Source organism: Streptomyces sp. NPDC087845 (assembly GCF_044742755.1).
Taxonomy (GTDB): domain Bacteria; phylum Actinomycetota; class Actinomycetes; order Streptomycetales; family Streptomycetaceae; genus Streptomyces.
In genome coordinates, this window is record NZ_JBIUVC010000010.1 from 358,027 (window position 1) to 370,292 (window position 12,266).

General features: G+C 72.6%; 11 protein-coding genes and 1 tRNA gene. 4 read left to right on the plus strand and 8 right to left on the minus strand.

Annotated features, from left to right (window positions below; translation table 11 throughout):
• Window positions 1-3: 3 nt before the first annotated feature.
• The 6 genes from ACIOMQ_RS26375 to ACIOMQ_RS26400 all read right to left on the minus strand — a co-directional run bounded on the left by ACIOMQ_RS26375 (window position 4) and on the right by ACIOMQ_RS26400 (window position 4,789).
• Window positions 4-474: a hypothetical protein gene (locus ACIOMQ_RS26375; RefSeq protein WP_362199845.1), complete on the minus strand. Its 471-nt coding sequence runs from the start codon at window positions 472-474 to the stop codon at window positions 4-6.
• Window positions 475-574: 100 nt separating this feature from the next.
• Entirely contained in the window at window positions 575-1,168 is a 594-nt protein-coding gene (gene pth, locus ACIOMQ_RS26380) for an aminoacyl-tRNA hydrolase (RefSeq protein WP_362199848.1), read from the minus strand.
• 118 nt (window positions 1,169-1,286) lie between these two features.
• Window positions 1,287-1,871, minus strand: a complete 585-nt coding sequence (locus tag ACIOMQ_RS26385) for a 50S ribosomal protein L25/general stress protein Ctc (protein WP_362199851.1) — start codon at window positions 1,869-1,871, stop codon at window positions 1,287-1,289.
• Window positions 1,872-2,065: 194 nt separating this feature from the next.
• Entirely contained in the window at window positions 2,066-3,040 is a 975-nt protein-coding gene (locus ACIOMQ_RS26390) for a ribose-phosphate diphosphokinase (RefSeq protein WP_362199854.1), read from the minus strand.
• Window positions 3,041-3,160: 120 nt separating this feature from the next.
• Window positions 3,161-4,609, minus strand: coding sequence for a bifunctional UDP-N-acetylglucosamine diphosphorylase/glucosamine-1-phosphate N-acetyltransferase GlmU (glmU, locus tag ACIOMQ_RS26395; protein WP_401986984.1), 1,449 nt, complete (start codon window positions 4,607-4,609; stop codon window positions 3,161-3,163).
• 109 nt (window positions 4,610-4,718) lie between these two features.
• Window positions 4,719-4,789 (minus strand) — tRNA-Gln (locus tag ACIOMQ_RS26400).
• Window positions 4,790-4,950: 161 nt separating this feature from the next.
• Between ACIOMQ_RS26400 and ACIOMQ_RS26405 the strand changes: the two genes are divergently transcribed.
• Complete coding sequence (locus tag ACIOMQ_RS26405; RefSeq protein WP_402190621.1) at window positions 4,951-6,264, plus strand: sensor histidine kinase; 1,314 nt, start codon at window positions 4,951-4,953, stop codon at window positions 6,262-6,264.
• A 104-nt stretch (window positions 6,265-6,368) separates the two neighbouring features.
• Here ACIOMQ_RS26405 and ACIOMQ_RS26410 read toward each other — a convergent pair whose 3' ends face one another.
• Together ACIOMQ_RS26410 and ACIOMQ_RS26415 are read right to left on the minus strand one after the other, a co-directional pair.
• The gene (locus ACIOMQ_RS26410; RefSeq protein ID WP_362199863.1) at window positions 6,369-6,902 is read right to left on the minus strand and encodes an SUKH-3 domain-containing protein; all 534 of its coding nucleotides are present in this window, start codon (window positions 6,900-6,902) and stop codon (window positions 6,369-6,371) included.
• 10 nt (window positions 6,903-6,912) lie between these two features.
• A complete protein-coding gene (locus ACIOMQ_RS26415; RefSeq protein WP_401757384.1) occupies window positions 6,913-7,437 on the minus strand; it encodes a YwqJ-related putative deaminase in 525 nt (174 codons plus the stop codon).
• Window positions 7,438-7,739: 302 nt separating this feature from the next.
• Here ACIOMQ_RS26415 and ACIOMQ_RS26420 point away from each other — a divergent pair, with 302 nt between their 5' ends.
• The 3 genes from ACIOMQ_RS26420 (at window position 7,740) to ACIOMQ_RS26430 (ending at window position 12,163) form a co-directional block, all read left to right on the plus strand.
• Window positions 7,740-8,717 carry an SMI1/KNR4 family protein gene (locus ACIOMQ_RS26420; RefSeq protein WP_362199869.1) on the plus strand — a complete coding sequence of 326 codons (978 nt, stop codon included), beginning with the start codon at window positions 7,740-7,742 and terminating at the stop codon, window positions 8,715-8,717.
• Between the two features lie 5 nt (window positions 8,718-8,722).
• Window positions 8,723-11,089: an SUKH-4 family immunity protein gene (locus tag ACIOMQ_RS26425; protein ID WP_402190623.1), complete on the plus strand. Its 2,367-nt coding sequence runs from the start codon at window positions 8,723-8,725 to the stop codon at window positions 11,087-11,089.
• Between the two features lie 180 nt (window positions 11,090-11,269).
• The gene (locus ACIOMQ_RS26430) at window positions 11,270-12,163 is read left to right on the plus strand and encodes a cellulose-binding protein (protein WP_401266535.1); all 894 of its coding nucleotides are present in this window, start codon (window positions 11,270-11,272) and stop codon (window positions 12,161-12,163) included.
• The last annotated feature ends 103 nt before the right edge of the window (window positions 12,164-12,266 follow it).

The window sequence follows — 12,266 nt, forward strand, 5'->3', positions numbered from 1 at the left end:
CGCTCACAGGGCGATGAACGTCGCCCCCAGCAGGACCGCGCCCGCGATCCCGGTGCCCCAGGCGATCCGGGGCAGCCGCAGACCGCCGCCGATCACCAGGGCGGCCAGCACCAGCGCCCCGCCCAGCGGCACCCAGGCATGCAGGAAGCCGGCGGCCCCGGTGCGTACGACGTCGTCCGTACCGGGCTTCACGACGACGGGGAAGCGGTCGCCGCGCCGCGCCGCCACGGACTTCTCGACCGTCACCCGGGAGCGCGCGGCGGCCTGCCCGGACGGCGCGAACGGACCGGTGCAGACATCGGCACCGCAGCCCGTGACGGTCATCGTGCCGTGCTCGCGGCCCTTGGCCAGAACGATGTGGTGCGCCGCACTCCAGGAGGAGAGCACACCCGCGACGAGCAGCAGCAGGACGACACCGCCCATGGCTGCGTTGCGGGCGTATATCAGGGCGCGGTGGGAGGATCTCCGCTTCATGGGGAGCGATCCTTGGGCAGAGCGATGCGCCCGGTCAACTCATGGCCGAAAAACGCCGGGGTACCGGCGGGAATGTCAGAGTTGTGCGGCGCTGCGGAGGTCAGGAGTTGTACGCGCTCTGCGCGCGCTCCAGGCCCTCCGCGAGCAGGCACTCCACCGAGTCGGCGGCCCGGTCGACCAGGTACCCGAGCTCCTTGCGCTCGGTGGCGGAGAAGTCCTTCAGGACGAAGTCCGCGACCTGCATCCGGCCCGGCGGGCGCCCGATCCCGAACCGGATCCGGTGGTAGTCGGCGCCCATCGACCTGGTCATCGACTTGAGCCCGTTGTGCCCGTTGTCGCCGCCGCCGAGCTTCAGCCGGAGCGTCCCGTAGTCGATGTCCAGCTCGTCGTGGATCGCCACGATGTGGTCGGTCGGCACCTTGTAGAAGTCGCGCAGCGCGGTGACGGGGCCGCCGGAGAGGTTCATGTACGACATCGGCTTGGCCAGGATCACCCGGCGGTTCTCCGGTCCGGGCGGGCCCATGCGGCCCTCGACGACCTGCGCCTGGGCCTTCTGCGCCCGCTTGAACTTCCCGCCGATCCGCTCGGCGAGGAGATCGACGACCATGAAGCCGACATTGTGCCGGTTCGCCGCGTACTCGGGACCGGGGTTGCCGAGGCCCACGATGAGCCAGGGTTCGGTGGCGTCGGACATCTGCGCTCGGTCTCCTTCGCGTACGGGTGGTTCCGGATGGCCCTGTCACAGGGGAACGGGGCGGCGGGCCCTCGAACAAGGAACCGCCGCCCCGTCAGTGAAGCAGTGAAGGCGAGGCTCAGGCCTCGGCGCCCTCTCCCTCGGCCTCGGCGGACGGCTCCTCGGCCTGCGCGGCGACGACCTGCAGGACGACGGCGTCCTCGTCACCGGCCAGCACGGAGCCCTTGGGCAGCGGGATGTCCTTGGCGAGGATCGAGTCGCCGGCGTCCAGGCCCGCGACGGAGACCGTGACGGACTCGGGGATGTGGGTGGCCTCGGCCTCGACGAGCAGGGTGTTCTGCACGTACTCCAGGAGGTTGCCGCCCGGGGCCAGGTCGCCCTCGACGTGCACGGCGATCTCGACGTTGACCTTCTCGCCGCGCTTGACGGTCAGCAGGTCGACGTGCTCGATGTTGCCCTTGAGCGGGTTGCGCTGCACGGCCTTCGGGATGACCAGGGCGTCCTTGCCGTCGATCTCCAGACCGATCAGGACGTTGGCGGTCTTGAGCGCCATCATCAGGTCGTGGCCCGGCAGGGTGATGTGAACGGGCTCGGCACCGTGGCCGTAGACGACCGCGGGAACCAGGTTGGCGCGGCGGGTGCGACGGGCGGCGCCCTTGCCGAACTCGGTACGGACCTGGGCGGCGAGCTTGACCTCAGCCATGACTGCACTCCTCGTAGGGTGACGGAACTTGGACGGTCACCCGGCCCACGACAGGCCTGCTACGAAGAGCGCGTCGATAACGGACCGCCGTACACATGAGTACGGCCTCCCTCGCCGAGCAACTCGCTGAGTCTACCCGGCGGGGAGGCCGCACCCCAAGTGGATCTTCCGACCCGTACTGCCTGCCGCTCTGCCTACTGCTCCTCGAAGAGGCTGGTGACCGAGCCGTCCTCGAAGACCTCGCGCACCGCGCGGGCGATCGTCGGGGCGATCGAGAGCACCGTGATCTTGTCGAGCTCCTGCTCGCCCGGGGTCGGCAGGGTGTCGGTGAAGACGAACTCGCTGACCTTGGAGTTCTTCAGACGGTCCGCGGCCGGGCCGGAGAGCACACCGTGGGTCGCCGTCACGATGACGTCCTCGGCGCCGTGCGCGAACAGGGCGTCGGCGGCGGCGCAGATGGTGCCGCCGGTGTCGATCATGTCGTCGACCAGGACGCAGACCCGGCCCTTGACGTTGCCGACGACCTCGTGGACGGTCACCTGGTTGGCGACGTCCTTGTCGCGGCGCTTGTGGACGATCGCCAGCGGGGCGTCCAGGCGGTCGCACCAGCGGTCGGCGACGCGCACCCGGCCGGCGTCCGGGGAGACGATCGTCAGCTTCGAGCGGTCGACCTTGGCACCGACGTAGTCGGCCAGTATCGGCAGCGCGAAGAGGTGGTCGACCGGGCCGTCGAAGAAGCCCTGGATCTGGTCGGTGTGCAGGTCGACGGTGAGGATGCGGTCGGCACCCGCCGTCTTCATCAGGTCGGCGACCAGACGGGCCGAGATCGGCTCGCGGCCGCGGTGCTTCTTGTCCTGGCGGGCGTAGCCGTAGAACGGCACGATCACCGTGATGGAGCGGGCCGAGGCGCGCTTCAGCGCGTCCAGCATGATGAGCTGCTCCATGATCCACTTGTTGATCGGAGCGGTGTGGCTCTGGATCAGGAAGCAGTCGGCGCCGCGGGCGGACTCCTGGAAGCGGACGTAGATCTCACCGTTGGCGAAATCGAAGGCCTTCGTCGGCACGAGGCCGACACCCAGTTGGTGTGCAACCTCCTCGGCCAGCTCGGGGTGGGCGCGGCCGGAGAAGAGCATCAGTTTCTTCTCGCCGGTCGTCTTGATCCCGGTCACAGCACAGTCTCCTCAGACGTGTTCCTGGCGCTGCACGCATGTGTCCCGATGTGCAACGAGCCAGCCGAAATGGGGTGAGCATCTATCACGGTACGCCGTGGGCGACGCACCTGTTTCCGGTCAGCTTTCGTCTTCGGGCCCCGACGCGGCGGCCTGGGCCGCCTGCGCGGCGGCGCTTCCCGGGCGCTTGCGGGCCACCCAACCCTCGATATTCCTTTGCTGGCCGCGGGCGACGGCCAGTGAACCGGGCGGTACGTCCTTGGTGATGACCGAGCCGGCGGCGGTGTAGACGCCGTCCCCGACCGTGACGGGCGCCACAAACATATTGTCCGCCCCGGTACGGCAGTGGGAGCCGATCGTGGTGTGGTGCTTGGCTTCGCCGTCGTAGTTCACGATGACGCTGGCGGCACCGATGTTGGTGTGATCGCCGATCGTCGCGTCGCCGACGTAGCTCAGGTGCGGGACCTTGGTGCCCTCGCCGATCGTGGCGTTCTTCGTCTCGACGTACGTGCCGACCTTGGCCTTCGTGCCGAGCTTCGTGCCGGGCCGCAGATAGGCGTACGGGCCGACCGTCGCGCCCTCGCCGACCTCGGCCCGGTCCGCGACCGTGTTGTCTACGCGCGCGCCCGCGCCCACGACGGTGTCCGTGAGGCGGGAGTTGGGGCCGACCTCGGCGTCCTCGGCGAGATGCGTGGTGCCGAGCAGCTGGGTGCCCGGGTGCACGATCGCGTCGCGCTCGTAGGTGACGCCGGCGTCGATCAGCGTGGACGCCGGGTCGACGACGGTCACACCGGCCAGCATGGCCTGCTCCAGCAGCCGCTGGTTCAGCAGGCGCCGGGCCTCGGCCAGCTGGACCCGGTTGTTGATGCCGAGGATCTCGCGGTGGTCGCCGGCGACGCAGGCGCCGACGCGGTGGCCGGCCTCGCGCAGGATGGAGAGCACATCGGTGAGGTACTCCTCGCCCTGGCTGTTGTCCGTACGGATCTTGCCGAGGGCGTCCGCGAGCAGTCGGCCGTCGAAGGCGAAGACCCCGGAGTTGATCTCCCGGATCGCGCGCTGGGCCTCGGTGGCGTCCTTGTGCTCGACGATCTCGGTGACCGCGCCGCTGCCCGGGTCGCGGACGATCCGGCCGTAGCCGGTGGAGTCCGGGACCTCGGCGGTCAGCACGGTGACGGCGTTGGAGTCGGCCGTGTGGGTGGCGGCGAGCGCGGTGAGGGTCTCGCCGGAGAGCAGCGGGGTGTCGCCGCAGACGACGATCACCGTGCCCTCGACGGTCCCGCCGAGCTCGTCGAGGCCGACGCGCACGGCGCTGCCGGTGCCCCGCTGCTGGGCCTGGTAGGCGGTCCGCAGCCGGTCGTCGACGGCGGTGAGATGCGCGGTGACCCGCTCGCTCTCGTGGCCGACGACCACGACGAGGTGCTCTGGATCCAGCTCGCGGGAGGCGGCGACGACATGTCCGACGAGCGAACGCCCGGAGATTTCGTGCAGGACCTTGGGGGTCTTCGACTTCATGCGGGTGCCCTCACCCGCTGCGAGGACGACGACGGCTGCCGGGCGTTCGGAGCTCACGGAAATGCCCTTCGGCTTCGGGTGGTGGACACCCGCAGGATACCGGGGCACCTGTGGACCGACGCGGGCGCGGGCCCTGACCGCAGTGGTCGGGGCCCGCGCGCAGAAGCTCCCCTGCCAGGATTCGAACCCGGACAAATGGCACCAAAAGCCACTGTGCTGCCGTTACACCACAGGGGACAGCAAAGCCGATCGACTGGACATACCGTCAGGTCGTCGATCGGGCAGACAACACTATGCCGTACCACCGGCCCCCGACGCGACGGGTCACGGCGCCCCGATCCGCGCTTGCTGTCCAGGTCGCCCGAAAATGGGATGCGCCCGCCCGTAGGCTGGACGGCATGACCACAACGGGGGCATACCGGGAAGCCGCGGGTGCGACCACCCGCGGCTATGGGTGGTGGGAACGGCGGCGCGGTGTCGTTCTGGACGTGGGGCTCGCGCTCCTGTCGGCGCTGGAATGCGCACTGGAAGGGGTGGAATTCGCCGGGAACACCGCGCTGCCGGTGCCGGTCGGCGTGGTGTTCGGGCTGCTCGCGGGGTCCGTGCTGGTGGTGCGGCGGCGCTGGCCGATCGCCGTGGTGCTGGTGTCGATCGCGACGACACCCGCCGAGATGGGCTTCCTGATGGGCCTGGTCGGCCTGTACACGCTGGCCGCCTCCGAGGTGCCGCGGAGGATCACCGCGGTGCTGATGGGGATGTCCTTCGCGGGCACGTTCATCGTCACGTACGTACGGCTGCGGCAGAGCGTCGCCGAGCAGGCCGATTTCGGGCGCGACGACTGGTACGTACCGCTGATCTCGCTGTTCATGTCGCTCGGGCTGACCGCGCCGCCCGTGCTGTTCGGCCTCTACATAGGAGCCCGGCGCCGGCTGATGGAGAGCCTGCGGGAGCGGGCGGACTCGCTGGAGCGGGAGCTGTCGCTGCTCGCCGACCGGGCCGAGGAACGGGCCGAGTGGGCGCGTACCGAGGAGCGCACCAGGATCGCCCGTGAGATGCACGACGTGGTCGCCCACCGGGTCAGCCTGATGGTCGTGCACGCCGCCGCTCTCCAGGCCGTCGCGCCGAAGGACCCGGCGAAGGCGGTGCGGAACGCCGCGCTGGTCGGCGACATGGGCCGGCAGGCGCTGACCGAGCTCCGCGAGATGCTCGGGGTGCTGCGCAGCGGGGATCCCGTGGCGGCCCGGTCCGCGCAGGTGCCGCTCGCCTCGGTCGGCCGGGCGGCCGCGGCCGTGGCCGCCGCCGCGGCGGAGGACGGGCCCCGGCTGCACGAGGTGGAGACCCTGGTCGGGGAGTCCAGGGCGGCCGGTATGACCGTCGAGCTCTCGGTGGACGGCGAGGCCCGCCCGTACGCCCCCGAGGTCGAGCAGACCGCGTACCGGGTGGTGCAGGAGGCCCTGACGAACGTGCACAAGCACGCGGCCGGCGCGAAGACGTGGGTACGGCTCGCGCACCGGGACGCGGAGGTCGCGATGCAGGTGGAGAACGGCCCGTCGGACGCCGCCACGGCGGACGCGGGGCTGCCGAGCGGGGGCAACGGGCTCGTCGGCATGCGGGAGCGGGTGCTGGGGCTCGGCGGCGTCTTCGTCTCCGGCCCCACGGACGCGGGAGGCTTCCGGGTTTCGGCCGTCCTGCCGGACCGCGGAGCGGCCTGACGCTACGGGGGCGGCCGGTCCGGCCCGTCCGGTCCGGTCCGTCCGGCCCGTCCGGCGGGAACGAGGCGGTCGCCGGGCGGACCGGTGCTCAGCCGCTCGGCTGCTCAGCCGGGGATCAGGCGGTCCGGCTGGATGCCGCCGACCAGGGTCGCCAGCGCCTGGTCGATGTCCGGGCCGAGGTACCAGTCCCCGGTGTGGTCGATGCTGTACACGCGGCCCTCCGTGTCGATCGCGAGGACCGCCTGCCCGTCCCCCTCCTCGCCCAGCGGGCTGACCTCGGTCTCCAGCGCCCGGCCGAGGTCGCCGAGCGTACGGGCGAGATGCAGGCCGCTCATCGGGTCGATCCGCACCGGGGCCGGTGCGATCTGCCGGCCCGGCGCGGAGGCCGTGATGTGCAGCCCGCCGAACTCCGCCCACGCCTCCACGGCCGCCGGGAAGACCGCGTGCTGATGGCCGGCGGGTGACGCGTGCGAGCGCAGCGCGTCGGCCCACTCCTCGGCCTGCCGGATGTCCCAGCGGCCGGGCTGCCAGCCCGCGGCCCGCAGGGCGGCGTCGACGGCGACGGGGAAGCGGGTCGAGGCATGGCGGTCCCGGCCTGCGGGGCCCGCCTGTTCGGGTAGGTCGGTTCGGTCGTGCATCGGCGCCCGGTCAGCCCTTCTCGGCGGCGGTCGCCGCCCCGGTGGTCGTGAGGTCGACGGGACGGACGCCGAAATGGGCGAGCATCGCCGTACAGGAGCGGCACGGCGGTGCGTAGCTGTCGTGCATCGGGTCGCCGTCCTCACGGATGCGCCGTGCGGTGAGCCGTGAGTGCTTCAGGGCGCGGCGGGCCTCGCCGTTGGTCAGCGGCTTGCGCTGGGCCCGCTTGGAACGGCCGGCTTCCGCCGCCGTCAGTTGCCGGGAGAGCAGTATCGCCTCGGGGCAGCGGCCGGTGAAGCGTTCGCGCTGGCCGCTGGTGAGGGTGTCGAGGAAGTCCTGGATCAGGGGGTGCAGGACGGGCGGCTGGTCGCCCTTGCCCGCCGTGCAGGTGAGCGTCTCGCCGCGTACGGACAGCGCAGCCGCCACCGCGGGCAGGATGCCGTCGCGGCGGTGCTGCAGACGGGGCGTGTGGCTGGTCCCGGTGCTGCTCCAGCTGAGGCGCGGGTCCCCGGATGTGACTGATTGTGCAGTGTGCATGGTGCTTTCCCTCCCGTGCCCGCAGCGGCAGCTGCGCGATGTGCACGCCCCCGAGTTGCGGTGACAGCCTGCCAAATGTCCCGGCTGGTCGGGAAGCTGGGGCGGGGAAACGCGCCTCCGTGTCGCCGCGCGGTGGCAGGAGCGTCGCTCGTCCGTCACGCCGCTGTGACGGTTCGTGACGGTAGGGGGAGAGGGTGGCGCAGGGGCGAGACCCGCTCTTGCGCCACCGCATAGGCTGTGCCCGGACCGCCCCCTTGGGCAGGTCGGTCCTCACCAGTCAGACGCAGCAGGGGGCAACCGCCATGACGACAGGTCGGCTCGGTCAGCAAGCCGCGCCACCGAACGCGGCCTACGCCGGGCAGCTCGTCCATTTCCCGGACCCGGTCCGGGCGTCCCGCCACCCCAGAGGTGTGCGCATGGACGAGAACGGCAGCCCGGACTTCGCGCCGTACGCGCGCGCCGCCGCCGAGATCGCCGAGCCCCCGCAGGGCTTCGGTGTCGACGAGCTGCGGCTCACCGACTACGTCTCGGCCAACGCGGCGCTGGCGGCGAGCGGCCACGAACTGTGGGACACGATCCCCGCGGTCGCGACCCCGCACGGCTGGACCTGGCACCACGTTTCCGGCGGCCGGCGCATGGAGCTGATCCCGGTCGAGGTCAAGGCGCTGCTCAGGCACCACGGCGGCCTCGCCGCCACCGCGGTCGACCAGAACAAGCGCGGCACCCGCCCGTTGCAGGAGACCCGGCCCGCGCACTTCCGGCTGCCCAAGGGGGCCGTCGCGGTGAGCGAGCAGCAGATCCTGGGCGTCGAGGAGGACCTCGGTTACCGCCTGCCCGGCGCGTACCGCTCCTTCCTGAAGGCGGCGGGCGGTTCGGCCCCGGTCGGCGCGGCGCTCGACGCGGAGCTCGGTCTCCTGGTCGACCAGCCGTTCTTCACGGTGCGTGAAGAGGCCGCCGTGAACGACCTCGTGTACGTCAACAAGTGCCTGCGGGACCACCTCACCAAGGACTACCTGGGCGTCGGCTTCGTCCAGGGCGGCATCCTCGCGGTGAAGGTGAAGGGCAACGGGGTCGGCTCGGTCTGGTTCTGCGCGTACGACGACGCCCGGGACCAGGACGGCTGGAGCGTGCAGGAGCGGGTGGACCGGCTGCTGCTGCCGTGCGGCGGCGACTTCGACGCCTTCCTGCAGCGGCTGGCGGGCAATCCGCCGGAGCTGGAGACCGTGGCGAACCTGATGGTGGACGGCGGCTTCGCGCGGGCCGTCCCGGTGGAGGGGTGAGCGCGATGGTGACCTTCGCACAGGCGCAGGAACGCGCGGACGAGTGGATCAACGGCGACATGCCCGCGTACCAGCACCGCGAGGTGCGGGTACGGGAGTTCGAGCTGGGCTTCGTGGCGTGGGGCGAGGACCGCGCCGAGGGCCCGGTCTCGGACGGCGGCCGGCAGCGGCTGGTGATCGCCCGGGACAGCGGGGAGGCCACCCTGTGGCCGGGACTGCCGGTGGGCGAGGTGATCCGGCGGTACGAGGAGGAGTACGGCGCGCGCGACGCGGCGCCGGCCGCTCCGGAGCCGCCGCAGCGCATCGATCTGAATCAGACGTCGTTCCTGCTGAGCCCCCCGGAGTGGCTCCAGGAAGCGGCCGACAAACTGGGCATCCCGGACCATCGGGCGGGCCGGGACGGGGGCGCGCCGCCTCCGGTCCCCTCCGCTCCTTCGGCCTCTGCGGACACTCCGCCTCCCGCCGCCCCTGTCGTGCCCGCGCCCGCGCAGGGTTCGCGGGGCGGGCCGGTCGGGTACGAGCCGACCGCCAACGACGGCGTACCGGCGTCCTCCGTTCCGGTCTCCCCGCCGAACGTCCCTGCCGGGTCCACCCCCTGGGCCGGGACCGACACCAACGGGGGTTCCGACGACGGTGCGGTGCCCCTGCCGGCCACGGTGTTCGCACCGCCGCTCTCGGGCGCCGACGACGAAGGCACTCCGCCGCCGGTCGTACCGGCCGACGCGCCGACCGCCCTGATGTCCGGCGGCAGCCAACTGCCCACGACGGCGGTCGTCCCCGGCCTGGAGCCGCGGCGAAGCGGTGCGCCCGCGTCCGGTGAGCCCGCGTCCGGTGCGCCCGCTCCGGGCACTCCGGGTGCTCCGGGTGCTCCCGGCGCTTCCGGCCCCGGTGACATCGCGGACGCGGCCACCAGCAAGGCCGTCGTGCCCCCGCGCGGTACGCGCGGGGCTGGTTCGGCTCCCCCGCCGCCGCCCGGTGTCCCCGGCACTCCGGGAGCCCGGCCGGGTGCGCCCCTGCCGCCGCCCTCGGGCCCGGGTGCGCCCGGCGCTCCGGCGGGCGGGTATCTGCCGACGCAGCTCGTCTCCCAGCAGGGCCCGCCGCCCGGTCCGCCCGGCCCGCCCGGAGTCCCGGGTGCGCCGCAGCAGCAGCCTGCGCCTCCTGGTCCGCCCGGTCCTCCCGGTCCTCCCGGTTCGCCTGGTTCGCCTGGTTCGACGCCTCCGCCGCTCGGTGGTGGGGTGCATCATGCGGCGACGATGCTTGCCGACCCGAGCATGGGCGGTCCGGGCACGCCGCAGCCGCCCGGTCCTCCCGGCCCTCCCGGAAGGCCGCAGAGCGGCGCCCCCACGCCGCCCCCGGCGTACGGGTATCCGCAGGCGCCGAGCGGTCAGCCGACCGTCGGCCCCGGCTACCAGGCCGTGCTGCGCTACCGCGCGCCCGACGGCAGTGAGCAGCAGCTGATCCGCCGCTCGGCGCCCGGCACCCCGCACCCCGAGTGGCAGATGCTGCATGAGCTGCGGGCCATGAACGTGCCGCCGCAGCAGGTCATCGAGCTGCACACCGAACTGGAGTCGTGCGAGCTGCCCGGTGGGTACTGCGCGCGGATGATCCGGGAGACCTGGCCGCAGGTGCGGATCACCAGCGTCGCCCCGTACGGCACCGATCACGCCAGCCGCCAGCAGGGCATGCAGCATCTGCTCACCCATCAGGGCGAGCTGCACCAGGTGGCGGACGGGCCGGCGCGTCCGGCGCCGGTGCGGGCACCGCTGCCGCAGATGCCGCCCGCGGCCCCGGTGCCGCCGGAGGCCGTCGCCCAGGAGCTGCTGCAGGCCTTCGGACCGCAGGGCATCCTCCGCTTCGACCAGCGCGCGGTGTCCCGTCAGGGCGTGCCCGACACCGTGGCGCAGACGCTGGTGTGGGCCGGGCTGCCCGCCGACTTCGGGCCGTTCTTCTGGGCGCAGCCGGGCCACCCGGTGGTGCCGACGCTGGCTGAGCTGGCCGTGCAGCGGCAGGTGCAGGCCGCTCCCGACGCGGGGTCGTACCTCGTCATGGGTTCCGACTTCGGGCGGGCGATCTGTGTCCAGTACGGCACCGCGAACATCGTGGCCGTGCCGGTCGAGGCGGCTTCCCCTGCGGGCGGGCACAGCCAGTCGGTGGCGCCGCAGTTCGTGAACACCGGGCTGCCGGAGTTCCAGCGCTCGATGGCGTTGCTCGGCCGGATGTGGCGGCTGCGCTTCGGACTCAACCCGGAGCAGGCGGGCCGCTGGACGGTCGACTTCCAGGCTCAGCTGGTGGCGCTGGACGCGGCGGCGCTGGCGTCGCCGGAGAGCTGGTGGTCCGTACTCCTTGAGCAGATGTGGGACGGGCTGATCTGACCCGGCAGGCTCTGCGGACGGTGCCCGGCTCCCCGAGAGGGGGCCGGGCACCGTGCTGTGTGCGGCCTGTGATGCCTGTCGCTTCCGTCCGGAAAGCTGCTGATCGATTCCGACTTCTGTGTCAATTGCCGCATCCTTGACTTACCGCAGGTGGTCGAAGAATCGAAAGAGGCTTCAGGGATGAGTTCTGCACCGGTGTCCGCTCATGGCTTTGTCGGCGTACGGGGACGTGGCTACCGTCCGGAGCAGGTCGACCGCACGGTGGCCGCGCTTTCGGCGGAGCGGGACGAGGCGTGGGAGCAGGTGGCCCGGCTGACCACGCTGGCCGAGGAGCTCTCGGCCGAGTCGGTCCGGCTGAACGAGGCCGTTGCCCGGCTCGCCCCGCAGGACTACGCATCGCTCGGTGAGCGCGCCCAGCGGATCCTGGCGCTCGCCGAGGGTGAGTCCGAGGCCGTCCGGGGCGCTGCCCAGGAGGAGGCGCAGGCGCTGCGGGACGCGGCGGACGCGGCGGGCCGGGGGCTCCGTGAGTCGGCGCGCGCGGATGCCGGAGCGATGCGGGCGGCGGCCGAGAAGCACGCCGACGAGACGCTGTCCGCGGCCGGGGGCAGCGCCGAGACGACCGTCGCCGAGGCCCGCGAGGAGGCCGCGGAGGTGCGGGAACAGGCGGAGTCCGCGATGGCCGAGACGCGTCGTCGCACCGCGAGCGTCCTCGCGCACCAGGAGCAGGAGCACGCCGAGCGGTGGAAGACGGCCGAGCGTGAGGTGGCGGAGGCCGAGGCCGCGCAGGCGGGGCACCACGACGAGCTGACCGAGCAGGCGGAGGCCCGGCTGGCCGAGGCGCGGCGGGCGCTGGCGGAGACCGAGGAGGCCGCACGGCACGGCCAGGAGGACGCCGAGGCGCAGGGGGCGGAGCTGATCGCGGCGGCCCGGGTCCGTGAGGAGCGGGTGGCCAGGGAGACGGAGCGGATTCTGCGGGAGCACGAGGAGAGCCGCGAAGAGGTGCAGGCGCACATGGCGCACGTACGGAACTCACTCGCGGCGCTCACCGGCCGGGTGGCCCCGGCGGAGGACTGAGACCCGCCCGCCCGGTCCACCTGCCCGCCGCCCGCCGAGAGCCGAAAAGCCGCCCGCCGCCCGCCGCTCGCCGAAAACCGTCAGCCGCCAGCCTCTGGCGGCT